Below are 20,086 nucleotides of genomic sequence, written 5' to 3'. Positions count from 1 at the left end.
CCGGGGCTACGCCTCGACCACCGTCTCCTGCGCCGCCGCCGTGTCCCCCGCCAGCAGTGGCGCGTCCAGCGGCACATTGCGCTTGATCAGGGCCAGCGCGATCGGCCCCAGCTCGTGATGGCGGGCCGAGGTGGTGATGAAGCCCAGCTGACGCCCCTCGGCGCCGTCGGCGGCGAGCCGGACCGGCGTGCCGTGGCCGGGCAGATGGACATCGCTGCCGTCCAGGTGCAGGAAGACCAGCCGGCGCGGCGGCTTCCCCAGGTTCTGGACGCGGGCCACGGTCTCCTGGCCCCGGTAGCAGCCCTTGTCGAGATGGACCGCGGTGCCGATCAGCCCCACCTCGTGCGGGATGGTCCGGTGGTCGGTCTCGAAGCCGAGGCGCGGCCGGTGGCCCTCGACCCGCAGCGCCTCGTACGCGAGGATCCCGGCGACCGGACCGTGCGCGGCGGCGTACGACTCCAGGTCGGCGCGGGGCAGGAAGAGATCCCGGCCGTACGAGGTCTCCCGTACGGCGACGCCCTCGGGCGCCTCGGCGATGGAGCCCGCCGGCAGATGGACGACCGCGAAGTCGTCCGTACGGTCCGCGACCTCGACCCGGTAGAAGAACTTCATCGACTCCAGATAGCCGATCAGCGCCTCCCGCGTGCCGGGCTCGACATGCGCCCAGACCGTCGCGCCGTCGTCCACGAGATACAGCGCGTGCTCGATATGGCCGTGCGGGGAGAGGATCAGCGCCTCCGTGGCCCGGCCGACGGGCAGCTCGCTGACGTGCTGGGTGAGCAGGAGATGCAGCCAGCTCAGCCGGTCGTCACCGGTGACGGTGATGACTCCGCGGTGCGAGAGATCCACCAGACCGGTGCCATCGGCGAGGGCTCGTTGTTCGCGGAACAGATCACCGTAGTGGGCGGCGACACCTTCGTCCTGTCCTTCGGCGGCGACGGCTCCGGGCAGGGACAGCAGAGGGCTCTTCATGGTGATTAGCCTACGACTCGCCGTTCGCGGCGCGGGCGGCGCAGTTCCGGCACCGGCCGAAGATCGCGAAGTGCTTCATGTCCGTCGTGAACCCGAAGTCCTCGCGCAGCTTGGCGGTGAACTCCGCGGCCACCTCGACATCCGCCTCGATGACATGCGTGCAGTCCCGGCAGACCAGGTGGATGTGGTGGTGCCGGTCGGCGAGGTGGTACGTGGGAGCGCCGTGTCCGAGGTGGGCGTGCGAGACGAGGCCCAGCTCCTCCAGCAGCTCCAGGGTCCGGTAGACGGTGGAGATGTTCACGCCGGAGGCGGTCCTGCGCACCTCGCACAGGATGTCGTCGGGTGTCGCGTGCTCCAGGGAGTCGACAGCTTCAAGAACAAGCTGGCGCTGGGGGGTCAGCCGGTACCCGCGCTGCCGCAGGTCACTCTTCCAGTCGGTGCTCACCACGCTCCCAGTGTAGGCAGGCGCGGCGGCGCGGGGGACTCTCCTGGAAGCGGATCTCGGTGACGCGGGTCCTGTCCTGAGTCGGCGCGGGTCTTGGCGGGTCTTACGTGAAGAAGAAGGCGGGTCTTACTTGAAGAAGGCGATGCCGTCGTCCGGGAGGTCGCCGAGGTCCTTGGCCCATGCCTCGACCTGGTCCGGGGACACGACCTTCTTCAGATGCGCCGACATGTACGGGCGCAGCGGGACCTCGGGGGTGGACTTCTCGCCCACCCACATCAGGTCGCCCTTCACATAGCCGTACAGCCGCTTGCCACCGCTGTAGGGCCCGGAGGCGGCCGTACGGGCCACCGCGTCGGTCACCAGGTCGATCTGCGGCTTCTGGTCGGCCAGCTCGCCGTACCAGACCTCCACGACGCCCTGGTCCCTGACCATCACGACCTCGACCTTGCGGTCCTTGTCGATCCGCCAGTAGCCGGCCTCGGACTCGATCGGCCTGACCTTCTTGCCCTCGTCGTCCAGCGCCCAGGTGTGCGAGACGTACTCGACGAAGTCCCGGCCGTCGTGGCTGAAGGTGACCTCCTGGCCGAAGTTGGCCTTCTCGTCTCCCGGGAAGTCGAAGACACCGACGCCCTCCCAGTTGCCGAGGAGGAAGGCGAGGGGAACAAGGTCCGGGTGCAGGTCGGACGGGATCTCGATCATGAGCGGCTCAGGCGATCTGTAGGGGTGAGGACGGGGTGACCAGCGTGCGGCGACCGGCGCGAGGTGTCAGCGCTGACCCTGGTACAGCTTCTTCACGGCCAGAACGGCGAAGGCGAGCACGCCGACGCAGACAAGAACCAGCAGGGAAGTGAAGAAAGCCTCAAGCACGGCGTGCTCCTCGGATGAGCGGTGTGGGCGGTAAGGGCCGGGCCCCAGCCTAATGGGTGGGGGCCCGGCCCTCTCGGCGAGGTACTCCGTCGCATACCGGGACACTCGGGAGGGGCCCGATGGTCCAGGCTCAGCCGAGAAGCTGGTTCTGGAGGATCACCGTCTGTCGGAAGGGAACGGCCGCGGCGCCGCCCTTCTTCTCATGGACGATCAGCGCGAGGATGTCGCCCGCGACGACATACGCCTGACGGATCTGCGTACCGCCGTACGGCGCGGGCTCCAGGAACAGCTCCGCCGAGGTGTTTTCCACGGCACTCGCCAGCGAGTCCGACCAGCCCTCGTCGATGTCGGTCGTCGGCGCCCCGACGAGCGGAACGCCCCCGTCGGCCCCGGACCCGATCTCCGCGTCCTTGAATTCCTGGGCGGACGCGGCCGACTGGAAGCGCAGCAGATAGACGCGCGAGGAGGTGCCGTCCGGCATGGTCCAGCCGCGGGCCGCGATATGCCGTACGGCTTGGTCGCGCAGCGCCTGCCGGAGACCGGCCCGACGGTCCTCGGCGTACTCGGACGCGTACTGCTCGGTGCTCACCCAGCCGCCGGTCAGCTTCTTGTCCGCGCTGGCCCCGGCGGGGGCGGGGAGCAGCAGCTCACGCGGATCGGTGTAGTGGATCTCGCCGGTATTGCCCTCGGTGAAGGGGCGCGGGGAACCGGCCGGCAGGGCGGGCAGGGAGAGCCGCGGATAGTCCCAGCGGCCGTCGTCCTGTGTCGCGAGCCCGGGTACGTCGGTGCGCTCCATCGAGCTGATGCCGTACGCGGCGCCGGTGCCGAGCCCGGCGAAGACGACCGCGGCGGCCGTCCAGCGGGCGACCGCGCGCAGCACCCGGCGGGGCGGCCGGGGGGCGGGGGTGTGCACGACGGGCGGCTGCGGCGGCTGCGGCGGCGGCTGCGGGGGCATGGGCGGCAGCGGCGGCGGTACGAGAGCCGCCGGACCGGGCTCTGTGGACGTGGGGCCGGGCTCCGTGGGGCCAGGCTCTGTAGGACCGGGCTCCGTGGGACCGGGCTCCGCCGACGGGGTGATCTGCTCGGTCATACGTACTTCCCCGGGGATGCGATGTGGTCGAGCTGATCCTTCATCAGCTCGGCGGCGGCAGCCGAGTCGAACGGCTTCACGCCGGACGCGAGGAGCGTGACGGCCAGGTCGCCGTCGTACGCCACACACCGCATCGAGTCGAGGTCGAACTCGCCGCCGGACTTCGGTGCCAGGAAGCACCGCGCCTTCCCGTGTCCCTCGATCTTCGGGCCCTTGCGGGCACCGGGCCAGTCCGTCTCCGCCGCGTACCAACTCCGCAGGAACTGACTGTTCTCGGTCCGCATGAGATACACCTCGGCGACGAGATCGGCCATATCCGCCGAGTACGAGCGCACGGCGATGCCCTTGACGCCCAGCTTGTCGATCTCCTTGTTCAGCGCCCGGCGCAGCGAGCCGGAGAGGCCCTTGCCCGCGGACTTCATGAGCGCCGTCGCCTGCTTGTCGGTCAGCTCACCGTCGTTGCCGTACCCGTCGTGGCCGTACCCCTCCACGTCGGGACCGAGGGTGTAGCCCGCCGGCACGGGCAGCAGTCTTTTGCTGAGTTCGGTTTCCGTACGGCCCTTGGCGAAGTCCCCGGCGGGATCGTCGCCCGGCTGTCTGATCGTCTTCGTCCACACCGTGGTCGGTGCGGTCCTGTCGGCCCCGTCGACGGTGGTCTTGATGAAGCCGAGGCCGCCGGCGATGGCACCGAGGACGAGGACGGCGGGCAGGACGGTCCCGACGAGCCGGCGCGCGCGGGCGCGCGGGGCGGGATTCGTGTCTACGGGATTCGTGTCGACGGGGGGCACGTCGGCGGGCGACGCTTCGACGGGCGACACGTCAGCAGGCGACACGTCAGCGGGCGGAGGCGTCTCCAGGTCGTCGTTCACAGCCGCTCCACCTGCCGCTCGGCCAGCGTCCGGATGTCCTTCTTGCTGATCGGCTTGGTGTCGAACATGTTGATGTCGACCATGACGTCACCGCGATGGGCGATGGCGCGGGCGCGGTACAACGGCAGATAACCGGCCTTCCGCTCGGGCTTGTAAAGGTAGTAACGGCCGTTGCCGCTGCCCTTGATGGGATCACCGGAGTTGCCCGCGCTGTACTCCTCGTCGTCGGGCATGTAGGACCGCTGCCCCTCCGCGTGAACGGCCGCACCCAAGGTGTAGCTGGCCCGGAACTGCACGAGGAAGATGTTCACCTCGCGGTTCTCGCCCTGTGTCCAGGACGCGCCCACGGCCCGGCGGAAGCCGTCCCTCGTCAAGTCCTGGAACATGACGCTCGGTTCCTGGAAGTCGAGGGCGTACATGTCGAGCGACATCCACCCGTCGTTGAGCCAGTCCGGGAAGGCTTCCTCCGCACCGGAGGGTTTACCGACCAGCAGCTTGCGCAGATCACCGTCCGTCCTGACCCGGGTGTCCTCCTTCGCGGACAGCGGCTCCGCTTCCTTCCCGCCGGGCAGGGACTTCGCGGGATACCCGATGCCCGGCTGGGCGAGCACCGGCAGGGGCGTCGGCTCGCGTTCGGCCTGGACCGCGTACCCGGTGGCCGTTCCCGCGACGACGCCGAGCACGGCCGCGGCGGCGATGAGCAGGGTCGTACGACCGCGTCTTCGTCTTCGTCGATTTTCCAAAGGGGTCCCCCCACGAGACCTGAGGCGCATGGCCTGAGGCACGGATTCCGTTACCCGCGCACAGATCTGACCGGCGGACGGAGGGAGTGGTTGTATCCGCGCGGATTACAGTTCCGCATATGCACTCCGCGAAGAAGCTCGTGATCAAAGTGACCGCCGGGGCCGACGCCCCCGAGCGCTGCTCCCAGGCGTTCACCGTGGCGGCTGTCGCCGTGGCCAGTGGGGTGGAGGTCTCGCTGTGGCTGACGGGTGAGTCCGCGTGGTTCGCGCTGCCGGGCCGGGCGGCGGAGTTCGAGCTGCCGCACTCCGCGCCACTGCCCGAACTCATCGAGTCGATCCAGGCCGCCGGCCTGATCACGCTGTGCACGCAGTGCGCGGCCCGGCGGGACATCACGGAGAAGGATGTGCTGGACGGGGTACGGATCGCCGGGGCTCAGGTCTTCGTCAGCGAGATCATGGCGGACGGCGTACAGGCGCTCGTCTACTGACCGCCCGGTCTCCCACCCGGTCTCCGGTCCGGCCTCTCGCCGGGCTCGTCGCCATGGCTCGCGCCGTACCGCTCCCGCCGCTCATGACCCTTCCTGTGGTCCAGCTCGTCCAGCCACTTCTCGGACTCGGACGGAGCGTCGTCCGGCGGATCGTCCCACCAGCGGTCGGTCTTGTCCTTGGTGTTGCCCACGATGGCGGCGGCCGGCGGTATGAACATCGCGACAAGGGTGAGGGCGACGGCGGCGGGGACCGAAATATCGCGCACGAACGTCCAGGCGGAGACGAAGAGCACCAGACACACGCCCATGAGCAGGAAGTACCGACGACGGCGTCGCGCGTACATATTTTCAGTGTACGTCCGGAATTACCGGGATCAGCCTGCCGTACGGCAGGTACGGCACGTACAGCACGTACAGCACGGAGGGCCGCACCCAAGCGGGGTGCGGCCCTCCGGTGACAAGAAAGAGCTCAGAGCTCAGAGCTCAGACCGCGATCGCGACCTCGGAGAGGCCCCCGGTCTGCGCGACGACCGTACGGTCCGCCGTGGCGCCCGGCACGAGAGCGCGCAGCGTCCACGTGCCCTCCGCCGCGTAGAAGCGGAACTGGCCGGTCGCCGAGGTCGGGACCTCCGCGGTGAACTCTCCGGTCGAGTCCAGCAGGCGTACGTAACCGGTGACGGGCTCGCCGTCGCGGGTCACGGAACCCTGGATGGTGGTCTCACCGGGCTTGATCGTCGAAGCGTCGGGGCCGCCGGCCTGTGCTCCACACATACTGTTCAGTCCTCCGGGTCGGGGCGTGATTACTTGTTGGCGCCGAGCTCGATCGGCACACCGACGAGCGAGCCGTACTCGGTCCACGAGCCGTCGTAGTTCTTGACGTTCTCGACACCGAGCAGCTCGTGCAGCACGAACCAGGTGAGCGCGGAGCGCTCGCCGATACGGCAGTAGGCGACGGTGTCCTTGGTCAGGTCGACCTGCTCCTCGGCGTACAGCTCCTTGAGCTCGTCGTCCGACTTGAAGGTGCCGTCGTCGTTGGCGTTCTTCGACCACGGGATGTTGCGCGCGGTCGGGATGTGCCCCGGACGCTGCGACTGCTCCTGCGGGAGGTGCGCCGGAGCGAGCAGCTTGCCGCTGAACTCGTCGGGCGAGCGCACGTCGACCAGGTTCTGCGTGCCGATCGCGGCGACCGCGTCGTCACGGAAGGCGCGGATCGAGGTGTTCTGGGCCTTCGCCTGGTACGTGGTGGCGGCACGCGTCGGAACGGCGTCGACCAGGTCGCGGGAGTCCAGCTCCCACTTCTTGCGGCCGCCGTCGAGGAGCTTGACGGAGTCGTGCCCGTACAGCTTGAAGTACCAGTACGCGTAGGACGCGAACCAGTTGTTGTTGCCGCCGTAGAGGATGACGGTGTCGTCGTTGGCGATGCCCTTGGCCGACAGAAGCTTCTCGAAGCCCTCCTGGTCGACGAAGTCACGGCGGACCGGGTCCTGGAGGTCCTTCTTCCAGTCGATCCTGACAGCGTTCTTGATGTGGTTCTTGTCGTAGGCCGAGGTGTCCTCGTCGACCTCGACAATGACCACCTTCGGGTCGTCGATGTGGGCCTCGACCCAGTCGGCGTCTACCAGGACGTCGCTGCGGCTCATGCTGTTCTCCTCCGGGGATGGGGTCTCCCCTGCTCGTAAGAGCTTGGGGAAGTGCGGCGGGGTGCTGCGAGGTGCTGGACCCGGCTGCCGCCGCGGCTTCCGGGCACGGGGCCCGGGCGGGCGTACGGCGCGCGGGGTGGCCCTGAGAATCTCGAAGGGCCCGGGGGAAACGGGACGCGAACGTCCCGCTCAGACGGTGCGACAGAGCATGGCGGCGACGCGGCACAGGTCAACTGCCCGCCGCTTTGTGAAGTCCGCCTGTTGCTTCATACGTCCGATCGTAGGGACGTCCCGGCGAACATGTCACCGGGGTGTCACATTCTGAGACTCGATCGTCCAAAAGGCGAGACGATCGTATGGTCGGGCCGGTGTCCGCCGACCGGCCCGCTGCCGATGTCCCGCCGCCATCTGAGGAGCGGACGCCGACGTCTCACCATCCGGTTACCCGCACTCCGGACCGCGCTGACCCGGCACATCACCGCGGTCGGGCGATGGCTCAGCCCGTGAGGGAGACGTTCGACCCGGTGCCGGAGAAGTGCAGACCGTCCTCGGCCGCGGTGACCTTGTCGAGCTTGACGGTCGACGGCAGTCCGTCGATCTTCAGGTCGTAATCGACCACGTCCCGCACCTGCTCGTCCATGCCGGGCACCGGCAGCTCGGGAAGGGTCGCGGCCTTCAGCCGGACCGTGTCACCGCCGTCCAGCGTCACCGTGCTGTACGCCGTGACGCTCCGGCCGCCCAGCAGGGACTTGACCGTGTCCGGGATCTCGATGCCCGCGCCTTCCAGCACGTCCGTCAGCGGCCCCGAGACCTTGACCTCACCCTTCGCGGCCCGCTCGGCGCCCGCGTAGCCGACAGTCGCGCCCTTGGGCGCCGACTTGGCGAGGTCCGCGTACGAGATGCGCGCCGAGCCGTCGGCCTGCCCGGCCACGGCGGACGAGAAGCTGCTGTCGATCTTGACGTCCTTCAGCGCGGCCCTGACCTGGGTCACCCGGACCGCGTGGCCGTCCGCCGTGGCGTTGACGCCGTCGAGGCTGATCTCGACCTCGTCCAGCGAGGTGCCGAGGACCTGGGTCAGGAAGGGGAAGCCCTTGATGGACACGTCGGGCTGGGAGCTCAGCCCCGCGCTCGATCTGACCCGGTCGGCGACCTCGCTCTCGGCGAAGTACACCGCGGCCCTGTCCGCGGCGACGAACAGCCCGCCGAAGATCACAAGGAATATCAGCAGTATCCGCAGTGCGCGCATGGTTCGGTGTCCCCCACCTGATCGTTTCTGCCCCCTGACGACCGCGAGCGTAACGCCAGTCGGGTTGGCCGCATGTCGGAGTGATCGACGTCCGGCGCGGACGTACGGTTCCCCGCCGGCCGTGCGCCGTACGTCACTGGCGTGTCAGGCCCTGTCGGATCCGGGTCGGGTCGCTTCGGGTCAGTCCGGCCAGGTCCGGGTCAGACCAGCATGCGGCCCAGCAGATAGACGGCGGGGGCGGCGGCCGTGAGCGGCAGCGCCACTCCGGCGGTCATGTGCACGAAGCGGGACGGGTAGTCGTAGCTCGCCGCGCGCAGCCCGACCAGCGCGCAGACCCCCGCGCCGAGCCCCAGCAGCGCGCCCTGGCCGCCCAGGTCCGTCATCCCGCCCGCCACGATCCCGGCGCCCGCGCCGGCCAGCAGGGCCACCACGACCGAGACGAACCCCGGCAGCGGCAGCGCGCGGGCCACGGTCGCCGCGGCGACCGCCACCCCGCCGACGACCGCCGCGTCCGGCACGGCCGCGAGCTGGCCCGTGGCGAGGATGGCGAGCGCGGTCGAGGCGACGGTGGCCATCAGGCCCGTCATCCGCTCGTCGGCGCTCGCGCGGCTGCGCAGTTGCAGGACGACGACGAGCAGCACCCACACACCGAGCGTGCCGATGATCGCGGCGGGAGCGTTCTCCCTGCCCGCCGCGAGGAGGGCGATATCGGCGGTGATCCCGCCGAGGAAGGCGAGCGCGATGCCCTGCCTGGCGGGCCACATGCCGTTCAGCCGGAACCAGCCGGCCGCCGTGACGGCCTGGAGCAGGACGAGCGGGACGAGCAGCGCGTACGGCCCGATGGCCGCGCCGCCGGCCAGCAGCAGGCCGAGCAGGGCGGTCAGCCCGGCGGGCTGGATGCCCGGCGGGATGATCGGCGAGCGGCCCTCGGCGCGGGCGCGCTGGGCGTCGGTGATCCGGGCGTTGCCCATGGTGGTGGGCGCGCTGTAGCCGTCGGCGGACCCGGGAGGCGTGGTGCCGCCGGTAGGCGCGGTGCCCGGGGCAGCGGTGAAGGGTGCCTGGCTCTGGGGCTGGGGCTGGGCCGGGGCCTGGGGCTGGGCCGAGGCCTGGGGCGCGTACGGCGCCGAGGCGGGCGACGGCACCTCCGAGGGGACCTCCGGGGGCAGCGGGTAGGCGGCCTGTGGCGGCAGATACGCGGTGTCGGCGGCGGCAGCGGCCTGCTGTGGCTGGGGCCGGTACGCGTGAGCCTGGCCCTGCGACTGCTGGACGTGCGGCTGGACGTGCGGCTGATACTGGGTGTCCCAGGTCTGGCCCTCCCACGTCTGCGCGGCGGGCTCCTGGTGGGCCTGCGGCTGGTACTGGGGCTCTGTCCAGCCCTGCGAGGCACCCGGGCCCGGGTGCGGGTCCTGGTAGGCCCCGTTCGTGCCGTGGAACGGCTGCCGCGGGCGGCCGTACTGGTCGTACTGAGCCTGGTCGGGCGCCTGGTCCCCGTACGGCGCCGGCCCCCGCGCCTGCGCCTGGTCTCCGTACTCGCCCTGGCCGTAGCCCTGCCTCTGGCCCTGGCCCTGGCCCTGGCCGTATCGATACTGCTGATCGTCGTCGCTCATGTGCTGCGGTTCACCCTCCTGCGAACGGCGGGAGCACCTCGACCGTGCCGCCCTCGGCAAGCCGTACGGTCTCATGCCCACGGGCCCCCACAGGGTCACCGTCGACGACGAAGGAACACCTCTGGAGTACGCGGACCAGCTCGCCCGGGTGTCTCACCCGCGCGGCGGCGAGCGCGTCGGCCAGGGTGTCCGCCGCGTACGGCTCCTCCGCCGTGCCCGCGGCGGCCTTGGCCGCGGCCCAGTAGCGGATCGTGCCCGATGCCATGGCGGCGCTCCTTTCGTCGGCTCCCATGATGGCCGACGGCACTCGCGCGTCCGTCAGCCACTCCCCGAGACGGGCGAGCAGCGCGTCGTCGGCGGCGTTCTCGGCGTGGCCCATACCCGGCTCAAGCCACAGTTCGGCGGCGCCCGGAGCCGCGGCCCCGGCCAGCGCGCGGGGATGGTCCAGCGGGAAGTACGGGTCGCGGTCGCCGTGTACGACGAGCAGCGGGACCGGCGCGATCAGCGGGACGGACTCGACCGGGGAGAGCGGCACCGGATCCCAGTCCCGGTCATGGATACGGGTACGCAATCCGTAGCGGCCGACGAGCCGGCCCAGGGGCCGCGTCACCACCCAGTGCAGGCGTCGCATCGGGGCCGTTCCCCGGTAGTACCAGCGGGCGGGAGCACTCACGGCGGCCACGGCGTCGGTCCGCGCACCTGTGCGCCCCCTGTGCGACGCGGCATGGCGCAGCACCACGGAGCCGCCCATGGAGAAGCCGACGGTCACGACACGCGAATGGCCCAGCGCGCGGGCCCATTCCACGGCCGCCGCCAGATCGAGGATCTCGCGGTCGCCGACCGTGGAGCGCCCGCCCGAGCGGCCGTGCCCGCGAAAGGAGAACGTGACGACGGCCGCACGCTGCGCGAACACCCGCGCCGCCCGTCGTACGGCGGGCCTGTCGACTGACCCGGTGAACCCGTGTGCGAGCACGATCGCGGTCCCGGCGTCCGCCCGGAAATCCTGCCCGAAACCCGCCGTACACGGCTCGTACACCGCCTCGATGGGGACCCCGTCCACGGTCCTGAGGACCGTGCGCCGGGTGCTCCGGGCACGCGGGGAATCTGGTGATCTGCGGGATTGACCCTCTGGTGCCGAGCACATGTGGGTTATTCTGCTGCGAAGAGGATCCGGGCAATGTAGCCCCCGGGTCCTTTTGTGTTTCCCGTCCGTTGTTACAGACAGATGACACAGACGGAAGACACGGACATCACGGCCGCGGCCTCAGGGCGAGGGATCCGCGACCGGCACCACGTAGGACAAGCAGTGCCGCATACGTCCTCGCAGGGACCGAGGAGGAACCGACGTAATGGGCAAGCGAACCGTGTATGACAACAGTCCGGCCGAGGCAGGTGGGCGGCGATGAGTTCTCTGCTGCTTCTGACCAACGCACTCCAGCCCTCGACGGAGGTGCTGCCTGCTCTTGGACTGCTGCTCCACAACGTGCGGGTGGCCCCCGCCGAAGGGCCCGCTCTCGTCGACACCCCGGGTGCCGATGTCATTCTGATCGACGGCCGGCGCGACCTTCCGCAGGTGCGGTCGCTCTGCCAGCTGCTCCGGTCCACCGGACCGGGCTGCCCGCTGATCCTCGTCGTGACGGAGGGCGGTCTCGCCGCCGTCACCGCGGACTGGGGCATCGACGACGTACTGCTCGACACGGCGGGTCCGGCCGAGGTCGAGGCCCGGCTGCGGCTCGCGATGGGCAGGCAGCAGATCTCGACCGACGACTCCCCGATGGAGATCCGCAACGGTGATCTGTCGGTCGACGAGGCGACCTACAGCGCGAAGCTCAAGGGGCGGGTCCTTGACCTGACCTTCAAGGAGTTCGAGCTGCTCAAGTACCTCGCGCAGCACCCCGGCCGGGTCTTCACCCGGGCCCAGCTGCTCCAGGAGGTCTGGGGCTACGACTACTTCGGCGGTACGCGAACGGTCGACGTCCACGTACGGCGGCTGCGCGCGAAGCTCGGCCCCGAGCACGAGTCGCTGATCGGGACCGTACGGAACGTCGGCTACCGATTCGTCACCCCGGAGAAGGGCGAGCGCGGTTCGGAGAAAGCCGACCGGGCGTCCGAAGGGACGCGCGGGAACGCCGCCGCGGAGTCGTCCCACACCGGGTCGCACACCGGGTCGCACAACGGGTCCCGCAACGGGTCCCACCCCGAGCCCCGGCACGAGAAGGCCGAGGACCCCGGGGACGACGACACGGCCGCCGGACTGGACGCCACACAAGAAAATGCCGTGCGACCCGCCAAGCGGTAGGTCACCACGCGTAGACTCCGCGCGTGGCCAAGGTGACGCGGGACGATGTGGCACGACTGGCGGGTACGTCCACCGCTGTCGTCAGCTATGTCATCAACAACGGACCGAGGCCGGTCGCCCCGGCCACGCGCGAGCGGGTGGTCGCCGCGATCAAGGAGCTGGGCTACCGGCCCGACCGGGTCGCCCAGGCGATGGCCTCGCGGCGGACCGACCTCATAGGGGTCGTCGTGCCGGACGCGAGACAGCCCTTCTTCGCGGAGATGGCGCACGCGGTCGAACAGGCCGCGGCCGAGCGCGGCAAGATGGTGCTCGTCGGCAACTCCGACTACCGCAATGAGCGGGAGGTCCACTATCTGCGGGCCTTCCTGGGCATGCGGGTGTCGGGGCTGATCCTGGTCAGCCAGGGCCCCAGCGAGCGCGCGGCGGCCGAGATAGAGGCCTGGGACGCCCGGGTCGTACTGCTGCACGAGCGGCCAGAGGGCATCGACGACGTAGCGGTCGTCACCGACGACATCGGCGGCGCCCAGCTCGCCACCCGTCATCTGCTGGAGCACGGCCATCCGTACGTGGCCTGCCTCGGCGGGGTCGAGTCCACCCCGGTCATCGGCGACCCGGTGACCGACCACGTCGAGGGCTGGCGGCGGGCGATGCTGGAGGCCGGGCGGCCGGTGGAGGGACGCCTCTTCCGGGCGCTCTACAACCGGTACGACGCGTACCAGGTCGCGCTGGAGCTGCTGGCGGGCCCCGACCGGCCGCCGGCGATCTTCTGCTCCACCGACGACCAGGCGATCGGCGTACTGCGCGCCGCCCGCGAACTGCGGATCGACGTCCCCGGCGAGCTGGCGGTGGCGGGCTTCGACGACGTCAAGGAAGCCGGCCTCACGGACCCGCCGCTGACGACGATCTCCTCGGACCGGCCGGCGATGGCGCGGGCCGCGGTGGATCTCGTACTGGACGACGGGCTGCGGGTGGCGGGGTCGCGGCGGGAACGGGTGAAGCAGTTCCCGTCGGCGCTGATCGTGCGCCGCTCCTGCGGCTGCGCGTAACCGCCGTCCGGTCGCCGGCGCTGGGCCGTGGGCCATGGGCTCGGATGTTGGCGCCGGAGCACCGGCAGATCGCCGGGCAACCGGAGTGCTTCGTACTGCTCACACTGCTCACGCGTAGGCACGGCCGTCATCCGATCCTCATCTCGTAGCGCAGCCGCTGCCGGTGTGCGGGCATGGTCATCTTGTCGAGCTGGATGGGCCGGTCCTCCCTGTCGAGAGTGACCCGGGTCAGGCGCAGCACCGGCTCGCCCGGCTCGACGCACAGGGCTTCGCGCTCTTCCTCCGCGGGCATCCGGGCGGTCACGTCCTCCCGGACGCGTACACCGACGTACCCCAGCTCGGCGAGGAGAGCGACGGCTCCGCCGGGGATCTTCGCTGTCCCGGCGAGACGCGTGCCGTGTGCGATGGAAGCGGGGTAGTACGTGTCGGTCAGCTCGCAGGGCAGGTCCTCCAGGAACATCACCCGCCTCCGCACAACGACCAACTCCCCCACGGCGACGCAGAGCAATCCGGCCACCTCGTCCGAAGCCGCCACCTCGCCCGCACCGACGATCCGCTGACCACCCCGCCGCCCCCGTGCCGCCGACTCCGCGCCCCACGCGTCGGGTTGGCCCTCACCGGGTGGTGTCAGATACGGCATCGAGGTACTGACCCATTCGCCGGCGCTCATAACGTCCTCCTGTGCCGCTGACACGACCTCGACCTTGCCGCTTTACACGGTGAGCCATCGCCACTCACGACCCCCCTCAGCAATCCTGCCGCTTCTCGCGAACAGCGGCGGGAAGCCGGCCGGTGCTGGATGCCCGGGGGAGTCGTGGGCCGCAGGAAGCAGCCGCCTCGGCTTGCGTGGCGCGCGGCCTTTATATGGGGCATACGCGGTTTTGTTGCCCTTCTCAGGGCCTCCTCAGCCCGTTCTCATCTACGCCGCCGACAGTCGTAGTCATGACCGACTACTACCGCGGCAGCGGCGACGAAGGCAGCGAACAGCACCACCCCACCCAGGGGTTCCAGGGGCAGGGGTTCCAGGGCTCGGCGTACCCGCCGCCGCCCTCGTACGGTCCCACCGTTCCCGCCGGCGGCACCGCCACCGTCACCGCTCACCGGCGCGCCAGGCGGCCGGTAGCGCTGCTCGCCGCCGTGGCCATCGCCGCGGCGGTCGTCGGCGGCGGTACGGCGGCCCTGGTCGGGAACTACACCGGCGGCGGCACCGACAGCACCGGCACGGCGGTCAGCGGGACGACCGTCTCGCAGAGCAGCGCGGGTACGGTCGCCGGGGTCGCCCAGGCCGTGGCCCCCGCCATCGTCGAGATCAACGCGACCTCCACGAGCGGTGAGTCCACCGGCTCGGGCGTGATCATCACGTCCGACGGCGAGATCGTCACCAACAACCATGTGATCGCCGGGGCCTCCTCGATAAAGGTCCAGCTCAGCACGGGGAAGAGCTATACCGCCCAGGTCGTCGGCACCGACGCGGACAAGGACCTCGCGCTGATCAAGCTGGAGGGCGCGAGCGGCCTCAAGACGGCCACGCTCGGCAACTCCGACCAGGCGAAGGTCGGCGACCAGGTCGTGGCGATCGGCTCCCCCGAGGGCCTGACCGGCACCGTCACCAGCGGCATCATCTCGGCGCTCAACCGCGATGTCACCGTGGCCAAGGAGCAGGACCCGAGCCAGCAGCAGCAACCGCAGCAGCGGGGCGGGGGGAACTGGCCGTTCGAGTTCGGCGGGCAGCAGTTCAACGGGGACACCGGCTCCTCGAAGACCACGTACAAGGCGCTCCAGACGGACGCCTCGCTCAACCCCGGCAACTCGGGTGGCGCGCTGATCAATATGAACGGCGAGATCATCGGCATCAACTCCGCGATGTACGCGCCGAGTTCGTCGTCCGCGTCCGGCAGCTCCGGCGCCGGCAGCGTGGGGCTGGGCTTCGCCATCCCCGTCAACACCGTCAAGTCGGACCTCGCGGCACTGCGCTCCGGCGGTACCGGCTGATCCCCGGGGGAACGGCCGCGGTACGAACCGCTGGGCGCGAGCCGTCGTGGGGCGGGCGGGCGTGCGACGCTGTTAGCACGGGCCGCGCCGGGTCGTGCGACCGTTGACCTTTGTCCGACCGTTCCACCGTTCCACCGTTCCAGCCCGTTCCACCGTTCCGCCGTTCCGCCACCGAGCCGACTGACGAGGTAGTAGCGACATGAGTCCCGCCGAAGGCGATCCCCAGCGGATCCTGATCGTCGACGACGAGCCCGCCGTACGCGAGGCCCTCCAGCGGAGCCTCGCCTTCGACGGATACGGGACCGAGGTCGCCGTCGACGGCATCGACGCGCTCGGCAAGGCCGCGGCCTACGGTCCGGATCTGATCGTCCTCGACATCCAGATGCCACGGATGGACGGCCTGACGGCGGCCCGCAGGCTCCGGGGAAGCGGCTCGAAGGTGCCGATCCTGATGCTGACGGCCCGCGACACGGTCGGTGACCGGGTCACGGGGCTGGACGCGGGCGCCGACGACTACCTGGTCAAACCCTTCGAGCTGGACGAACTGTTCGCCCGGATCCGCGCCCTGCTGCGACGCAGCTCGTACGCGGCGGCCCCGGCCGGCGATCAGCCCAACGACGATGTGCTGGCCTTCGCCGATCTGCGGATGGACCTGACGACGCGCGAAGTGACGCGCGGAAACAGGCGGGTGGAGCTGACCCGTACCGAATTCACCCTGCTGGAGATGTTCCTGGCGCACCCGAGACAGGTGCTGACCCGGGAGCAGATCCTCAAGGCGGTGTGGGGCTTCGACTTCGAGCCGAGCTCCAACTCCCTGGATGTGTACGTGATGTATCTGCGCCGGAAGACGGAGAGCGGCGGTGAACCCCGGCTGGTCCACACGGTGCGGGGCGTGGGGTACGCGCTGCGCGGCGACGGGGCGGGCGGCGCGGGCGGCGGGGCGGGGAGCGGTGGCGCGGGCGGTGGGGCGGGCGCGGGCGCCGGGACGGGTGGCCCGGCGTGACCGGTCCGACGGGCCCGCTCCACCGGCTCCGTACGCTGCCGCTCCGCTCCCGTCTCGCGCTGCTGGTCGCCACGGCGGTCGCGGTGGCGGTCGCGGTCGCGGCGGTGGCCTGCTGGCTGCTGACGCGCACGCAGCTGGAGAGCGAGCTGGACAACTCGCTCAGGAACACCAGAGCCGAACAGCCCGCGGTGCAGGACGCGCTCAACAACTGCGGCGCCCCGACCAGCCCCGAGAACAGGACCGGCTTCGCCTATGTCCAGGTGGTCCTGAGCGACGGCACCCGCTGTGTGGCCTCGTACTCGGAGCCTGTGAAGGTCCAGCCGCAGGATGTGGCGGTCGCCACCGGCACCCTGCGTGACTCGCTCCACAACAGCGTCACCGACGGCGGGGCCAAAGTCCGCGTCTTCACGAGGGCCACCCTCTACCGGCCCGGCACCCAGGTCGCCGTCACCGTGTCCCGTCCCCTCGCGGAGATCGACGCCTCCCTGAACCGGCTCGCCCTGCTGCTCACCGCCGTCGCCGGCGTCGGCGTGATCGGCGCGGGCGCGGCCGGGCTCTGGGTCGCCAGGTCGGGGCTGCGGCCCGTCGACGGGCTGACCCGGGCAGTCGAGCATGTGGCGCGGACCGAGGATCTGGCCATCCGTATCCCCGTCGAGGGCGAGGACGAGATCGCCCGGCTGTCCCGCTCCTTCAACTCCATGACCGCCGCACTCGCGTCCTCCCGGGACCGGCAGTCGCAGCTGATCGCCGACGCCGGGCACGAGCTGCGGACCCCGCTCACCTCGCTCCGTACGAATATCGAGCTGCTCGCCCGCAGCGAGGAGACGGGCCGGGCGATCCCGCCCGACGACCGCAAGGCGCTCATGGCGTCCGTCAAGGCGCAGATGACCGAGCTGGCCGCACTCATCGGTGATCTCCAGGAGCTGTCGCGACCGGACGCCGCCGATCCGGGGCCGCTTCAGGTCGTCGCGCTGCACAACGTCGTGGAGAGCGCGCTGGAGCGGGCACGGCTGCGCGGGCCCGATCTGGCCATCAGCGCCGAGCTCAGCCCGTGGTACGTACGGGCCGAGCCGGCCGCCCTCGAACGGGCGCTGATCAACGTCCTCGACAACGCGGTGAAGTTCAGCCCGTCCGGCGGTTCGGTGGAGGTGTCGCTGAGCGCGAGCGGCGAACTGACCGTACGGGACCACGGCCCGGGCATCCCGGCCGACGAGCTGCCGCACGTCTTCGAACGGTTCTGGCGCTCGCCGTCGGCCCGCGCGCTGCCGGGCTCAGGTCTGGGGCTGTCGATCGTGGCGCGTACGGTCCAGCAGACGGGCGGCGAGATCGCGCTGCGCCAGGCGGCGGGGGGCGGGACGGTGGCGGCGATCCGTATCCCGGGGGCGCCGAAACCGCCGCCGGAGACCCCCGGAGCGGTCTGAGTCCACCGGAGCGGTCTGAGACCCCGGAAGGGCTGAGACCCCCGGACCGGCGGCCGGGATTCCTGAGCGGCCGGTTCCGGGGGCCTCGCGTCGTTCTCGCGTCAATCTCGCGTCGTCCTCGGTCGTCCTCGGTCGTCCTGCTTCGTTCTGCGTCGTCCTCGATCAGCCGTTGTGGCGGATGAGCGATTCGACCAGTCCGGGCCGGGTGGCGGGGAAGTCCAGCGGGACGATCCCGAGCCCGCGCCAACCGCTCGCCTCGGCTCCGTCGAGGAAGGTGTGGACCTGCGGGTTCAGCCGGTCGGAGTTCCAGCGGGGCGGCAGCAGGGCCGCCGTGCTCACGTAGTTGATGAACATCTTCCCGGGCTGCTGGGCCGCCTTGCGGAAGTGCGCCTCGATCTTGGGGTACTTGGCACCGGGCTCCGCCTGGTAGTCGTCCTGGATGTCGAAGAGCCCGGCGTCCCCGTACCGCACCCCGGGCAGTCCCCCGTTGTCCGCGAGCAGGACGACCCGTCCGCGCGCCTCGCCGAGCGTCGGGAGATTGCCGTCGAGCCGGAAGAGGGAGCGCCAGCCCTTGCCGTCGAGATAGGTGTCGAAGATCCGCCGGAACTCCGCGTCGCTCTCACCGGAGTACTCCTGCTTGACGCGCATCAGGACGGTCTCGGAGGGGTTGGCCCGGAGGAAGTCCCGGCACGCGTTCAGTACATCGTCGAAGTTCAGGTTCTGGTAGAACGCGGCGTGGTGGATCGTGAACGCGTTCTCGAACGCCCGGCAGCGGACGTCGAGGAACCGGACACCGCTGTTCAACTGCTCGGCGATGGTGGTGTCCTGGCAGGCCACCCAGAGACCGCCGGAGCGCGCGCCGGAGTTGTGCGTGCCGGGGATGGTCAGTCGCTGTACGGGGGTGGAGTCGGCGAAGCCGCCCATCCAGTCGTACGTGGCGAGCGCGCGCCGTGGCGCGGCCACGGCCGGGGCCGCACCGATCAGGGCGGCGGCGGAAACAGCGAACGCGCCGGCCAAAAAGCCACGGCGCGTACCGATATGCGTACCGATATGCGCGCTTGTACGCGTGCTCATAAGAGGGTGCCTCCGTAAGGAATGGGGGGTCAGCCCTCGGATTATGACCGGTACACGACACGCAAGGAACAGCGCATCGGCGGACGGCTAAGGTTGATCATCATTTTGATCGGTGGTCGCGGGAGGGGCGTCAATGTCCGAGGAAGAGGTACTCACGGGGGCGGGCAGAGGAGGGGCCCACCGGATGCGGGAGGGCATCATGACGGCCGGAACGGGCCTGCGGGTCTACCCCGAACCCACGGACGTGTTCGTCGGCGACCAGGTCGAACTGGCCCGGCATCTGCACCCCTTGATCTCGATCGACCTCGCGCAGGTCGACCCGGCCTGGCACGGGTGGATCCATCTGGTCAGCCCGCTGGAACCGGCGGAGGGCTATCTCGGCGACCACACCCGGGACTTCCACTCCACATTGCAGACGCCCAACTGGCTCGGGTTCGCGCTGGAGGACGACCGGTACCGGTTACTCGGCGACGTACGGTACTTCGCGCGGGCGACCACCCCCGAGGAGGTGCCGGAACCCTGGCCAGGGTTCCGCGCCGCGCTCGACGAGCACTGCGAGAGCCAGGAGCTGAGCTACCGGACGCACCGGGACGCGTTCCGGCGCGACGGCCGACTGTTCATGCGCGACGACGACGGGACTCCGGTGTACGGGGCTACCGACGGGGTGGCGCTGCTCGACCAGCTCGGCGGCTACGCGGACCAGGGCAACTGGGCTGATCCCGACCTGTTCCGGCTTGAGTTCGACGAGAACCGCGCATGGCCGGTGAGCCCGGCCGGAAACGCGTTCCGATTCGTGGCGGCGGTGCCGGGCTGGCACTACCGGCGCGGCGGCGCCGACTGGATTCTGCTGTTCTTCGAGCCTGTTGAGCGGCTGGCGCTACTGACGTTCGACTGGAGCTGAGGGGCGGGGGCGGGTGAGGGTGCGGGTTCGTGCCGGGGGGTAGTCGGGGTCACCCGGGGGTTTGATGGCGGGTGGGGGCCGCCCCTGAGCTCTGAGTTTCGCGGTTCCGGGTCGGGTGTCAAGGGCGCTCCTGCGTCGCGTCGGCTACGCCGATGACCTGCGGTCACCCTTGACACCCAACCCTCCACCGCAAGTGCAGCTTCGAGGGGGGCGGCCCGGGGTAGACCGTACACCCTGGGAGTCAGGAAATCACCAGGTCAGGGCATGAAAAAGCCCCGCCCGGCGCGTCTTGAGTTCTAGTGGTCCTCGCAACACCCCAGCTCAGGGGATGCGATGGACTTCGAGATCCGGGACCGGACGGTCAACCGGGGGCGTAAGAAGCT

Annotated in this window: 20 protein-coding genes and 2 pseudogenes; 7 read left to right on the top strand and 15 right to left on the bottom strand. The window is 70.4% G+C overall.

The features are described 5' to 3' along the window. Nucleotides 1-6 precede the first annotated feature (6 nt). The 6 genes from ACFRMN_RS25560 to ACFRMN_RS25535 all read right to left on the bottom strand — a co-directional run bounded on the left by ACFRMN_RS25560 (nt 7) and on the right by ACFRMN_RS25535 (nt 4,986). A complete protein-coding gene (locus tag ACFRMN_RS25560) occupies nt 7-972 on the bottom strand; it encodes a YgfZ/GcvT domain-containing protein (protein ID WP_383023153.1) in 966 nt (321 codons plus the stop codon). A gap of 10 nt (nt 973-982) precedes the next feature. Next, complete coding sequence (locus ACFRMN_RS25555) at nt 983-1,420, bottom strand: Fur family transcriptional regulator (RefSeq protein ID WP_382523861.1); 438 nt, start codon at nt 1,418-1,420, stop codon at nt 983-985. A gap of 123 nt (nt 1,421-1,543) precedes the next feature. Continuing rightward, nucleotides 1,544-2,116 carry an FABP family protein gene (locus ACFRMN_RS25550; RefSeq protein ID WP_249952245.1) on the bottom strand — a complete coding sequence of 191 codons (573 nt, stop codon included), beginning with the start codon at nt 2,114-2,116 and terminating at the stop codon, nt 1,544-1,546. Between the two features lie 298 nt (nt 2,117-2,414). Continuing rightward, entirely contained in the window at nt 2,415-3,239 is an 825-nt protein-coding gene (locus ACFRMN_RS25545) for a hypothetical protein (protein WP_383023333.1), read from the bottom strand. Nucleotides 3,240-3,370: 131 nt separating this feature from the next. After that, nucleotides 3,371-4,243, bottom strand: coding sequence for a hypothetical protein (locus ACFRMN_RS25540; protein ID WP_383023151.1), 873 nt, complete (start codon nt 4,241-4,243; stop codon nt 3,371-3,373). Then, nucleotides 4,240-4,986 carry a hypothetical protein gene (locus tag ACFRMN_RS25535; protein WP_383023149.1) on the bottom strand — a complete coding sequence of 249 codons (747 nt, stop codon included), beginning with the start codon at nt 4,984-4,986 and terminating at the stop codon, nt 4,240-4,242. The genes ACFRMN_RS25540 and ACFRMN_RS25535 overlap by 4 nt, the downstream gene beginning before the upstream one ends. A 119-nt stretch (nt 4,987-5,105) precedes the next feature. Between ACFRMN_RS25535 and ACFRMN_RS25530 the strand changes: the two genes are divergently transcribed. Then, on the top strand, nt 5,106-5,474 hold the full coding sequence (locus ACFRMN_RS25530; protein WP_030353446.1) for a DsrE family protein: 369 nt from the start codon (nt 5,106-5,108) through the stop codon (nt 5,472-5,474). Here ACFRMN_RS25530 and ACFRMN_RS25525 read toward each other — a convergent pair. The 7 genes and pseudogenes from ACFRMN_RS25525 to ACFRMN_RS25495 form a co-directional block, all read right to left on the bottom strand. Continuing rightward, nucleotides 5,468-5,818, bottom strand: a complete 351-nt coding sequence (locus ACFRMN_RS25525) for a DUF3099 domain-containing protein (RefSeq protein WP_383023147.1) — start codon at nt 5,816-5,818, stop codon at nt 5,468-5,470. The two genes, ACFRMN_RS25530 and ACFRMN_RS25525, sit on opposite strands and share 7 nt — an antisense overlap. Nucleotides 5,819-5,957: 139 nt before the next feature. Next, nucleotides 5,958-6,245 carry a DUF1416 domain-containing protein gene (locus tag ACFRMN_RS25520; RefSeq protein ID WP_030353448.1) on the bottom strand — a complete coding sequence of 96 codons (288 nt, stop codon included), beginning with the start codon at nt 6,243-6,245 and terminating at the stop codon, nt 5,958-5,960. A 29-nt stretch (nt 6,246-6,274) separates the two neighbouring features. Further along, nucleotides 6,275-7,114 carry a sulfurtransferase gene (locus ACFRMN_RS25515; RefSeq protein WP_383023145.1) on the bottom strand — a complete coding sequence of 280 codons (840 nt, stop codon included), beginning with the start codon at nt 7,112-7,114 and terminating at the stop codon, nt 6,275-6,277. A gap of 496 nt (nt 7,115-7,610) precedes the next feature. Continuing rightward, nucleotides 7,611-8,360: a DUF2993 domain-containing protein gene (locus ACFRMN_RS25510; RefSeq protein ID WP_383023143.1), complete on the bottom strand. Its 750-nt coding sequence runs from the start codon at nt 8,358-8,360 to the stop codon at nt 7,611-7,613. 200 nt (nt 8,361-8,560) lie between these two features. Next, entirely contained in the window at nt 8,561-9,967 is a 1,407-nt protein-coding gene (locus ACFRMN_RS25505; RefSeq protein ID WP_383023141.1) for a hypothetical protein, read from the bottom strand. A 10-nt stretch (nt 9,968-9,977) separates the two neighbouring features. Beyond that, nucleotides 9,978-10,232, bottom strand: coding sequence for a MoaD/ThiS family protein (locus tag ACFRMN_RS25500; protein ID WP_383023330.1), 255 nt, complete (start codon nt 10,230-10,232; stop codon nt 9,978-9,980). Between the two features lie 51 nt (nt 10,233-10,283). Continuing rightward, nucleotides 10,284-11,111 (bottom strand): annotated as a pseudogene (locus tag ACFRMN_RS25495) (alpha/beta hydrolase); the annotation flags it as partial. Between the two features lie 258 nt (nt 11,112-11,369). Between ACFRMN_RS25495 and ACFRMN_RS25490 the strand changes: the two are divergent. Together ACFRMN_RS25490 and ACFRMN_RS25485 are read left to right on the top strand one after the other, a co-directional pair. After that, a complete protein-coding gene (locus tag ACFRMN_RS25490; protein WP_383023140.1) occupies nt 11,370-12,266 on the top strand; it encodes a response regulator transcription factor in 897 nt (298 codons plus the stop codon). 23 nt (nt 12,267-12,289) lie between these two features. Then, nucleotides 12,290-13,312 (top strand): LacI family DNA-binding transcriptional regulator, encoded by a 1,023-nt coding sequence (locus ACFRMN_RS25485; protein ID WP_383023138.1) that lies wholly within the window; start codon nt 12,290-12,292, stop codon nt 13,310-13,312. A gap of 127 nt (nt 13,313-13,439) precedes the next feature. Here the strand turns inward: ACFRMN_RS25485 and ACFRMN_RS25480 are convergent, their stop codons facing one another. Then, complete coding sequence (locus tag ACFRMN_RS25480) at nt 13,440-13,982, bottom strand: GntR family transcriptional regulator (protein WP_383023137.1); 543 nt, start codon at nt 13,980-13,982, stop codon at nt 13,440-13,442. 272 nt (nt 13,983-14,254) lie between these two features. Here ACFRMN_RS25480 and ACFRMN_RS25475 point away from each other — a divergent pair, with 272 nt between their 5' ends. The 3 genes and pseudogenes from ACFRMN_RS25475 (at nt 14,255) to ACFRMN_RS25465 (ending at nt 17,728) form a co-directional block, all read left to right on the top strand. Continuing rightward, entirely contained in the window at nt 14,255-15,304 is a 1,050-nt protein-coding gene (locus ACFRMN_RS25475) for a S1C family serine protease (protein WP_383023133.1), read from the top strand. A gap of 199 nt (nt 15,305-15,503) precedes the next feature. After that, nucleotides 15,504-16,226 (top strand): annotated as a pseudogene (locus tag ACFRMN_RS25470) (response regulator transcription factor); the annotation flags it as partial. Between the two features lie 77 nt (nt 16,227-16,303). Then, the gene (locus tag ACFRMN_RS25465; RefSeq protein ID WP_383023131.1) at nt 16,304-17,728 is read left to right on the top strand and encodes a sensor histidine kinase; all 1,425 of its coding nucleotides are present in this window, start codon (nt 16,304-16,306) and stop codon (nt 17,726-17,728) included. A 162-nt stretch (nt 17,729-17,890) separates the two neighbouring features. On the opposite strand, the gene ACFRMN_RS25460 is transcribed toward ACFRMN_RS25465, so the two are convergent. Beyond that, nucleotides 17,891-18,802 (bottom strand): phosphatidylinositol-specific phospholipase C, encoded by a 912-nt coding sequence (locus ACFRMN_RS25460; protein ID WP_383023129.1) that lies wholly within the window; start codon nt 18,800-18,802, stop codon nt 17,891-17,893. A gap of 133 nt (nt 18,803-18,935) precedes the next feature. Here ACFRMN_RS25460 and ACFRMN_RS25455 point away from each other — a divergent pair, with 133 nt between their 5' ends. After that, nucleotides 18,936-19,703, top strand: a complete 768-nt coding sequence (locus ACFRMN_RS25455; protein ID WP_383023127.1) for a hypothetical protein — start codon at nt 18,936-18,938, stop codon at nt 19,701-19,703. Nucleotides 19,704-20,086: the final 383 nt, after the last annotated feature.

Source organism: Streptomyces sp. NPDC056835 (assembly GCF_042789485.1).
Classification (GTDB): Bacteria; Actinomycetota; Actinomycetes; order Streptomycetales; family Streptomycetaceae; genus Streptomyces.
The sequence above is the reverse complement of the archived record's forward strand: the minus strand, read 5'-3'. Positions and strand labels throughout refer to the sequence as shown.

Coding starts and splice junctions, on each gene's coding strand:
- ACFRMN_RS25560 (WP_383023153.1), bottom strand. CDS start 972: ATGAAGAGCCCTCTGCTGTCCCTGCCCGGAGCCGTCGCCGCCGAAGGA.
- ACFRMN_RS25550 (WP_249952245.1), bottom strand. CDS start 2,116: ATGATCGAGATCCCGTCCGACCTGCACCCGGACCTTGTTCCCCTCGCC.
- ACFRMN_RS25545 (WP_383023333.1), bottom strand. CDS start 3,239: ATGCCCCCGCAGCCGCCGCCGCAGCCGCCGCAGCCGCCCGTCGTGCAC.
- ACFRMN_RS25530 (WP_030353446.1), top strand. CDS start 5,106: ATGCACTCCGCGAAGAAGCTCGTGATCAAAGTGACCGCCGGGGCCGAC.
- ACFRMN_RS25525 (WP_383023147.1), bottom strand. CDS start 5,818: ATGTACGCGCGACGCCGTCGTCGGTACTTCCTGCTCATGGGCGTGTGT.
- ACFRMN_RS25520 (WP_030353448.1), bottom strand. CDS start 6,245: ATGTGTGGAGCACAGGCCGGCGGCCCCGACGCTTCGACGATCAAGCCC.
- ACFRMN_RS25515 (WP_383023145.1), bottom strand. CDS start 7,114: ATGAGCCGCAGCGACGTCCTGGTAGACGCCGACTGGGTCGAGGCCCAC.
- ACFRMN_RS25510 (WP_383023143.1), bottom strand. CDS start 8,360: ATGCGCGCACTGCGGATACTGCTGATATTCCTTGTGATCTTCGGCGGG.
- ACFRMN_RS25505 (WP_383023141.1), bottom strand. CDS start 9,967: ATGAGCGACGACGATCAGCAGTATCGATACGGCCAGGGCCAGGGCCAG.
- ACFRMN_RS25500 (WP_383023330.1), bottom strand. CDS start 10,232: ATGGCATCGGGCACGATCCGCTACTGGGCCGCGGCCAAGGCCGCCGCG.
- ACFRMN_RS25490 (WP_383023140.1), top strand. CDS start 11,370: ATGAGTTCTCTGCTGCTTCTGACCAACGCACTCCAGCCCTCGACGGAG.
- ACFRMN_RS25480 (WP_383023137.1), bottom strand. CDS start 13,982: ATGAGCGCCGGCGAATGGGTCAGTACCTCGATGCCGTATCTGACACCA.
- ACFRMN_RS25475 (WP_383023133.1), top strand. CDS start 14,255: ATGACCGACTACTACCGCGGCAGCGGCGACGAAGGCAGCGAACAGCAC.
- ACFRMN_RS25460 (WP_383023129.1), bottom strand. CDS start 18,802: ATGAGCACGCGTACAAGCGCGCATATCGGTACGCATATCGGTACGCGC.
- ACFRMN_RS25455 (WP_383023127.1), top strand. CDS start 18,936: ATGTCCGAGGAAGAGGTACTCACGGGGGCGGGCAGAGGAGGGGCCCAC.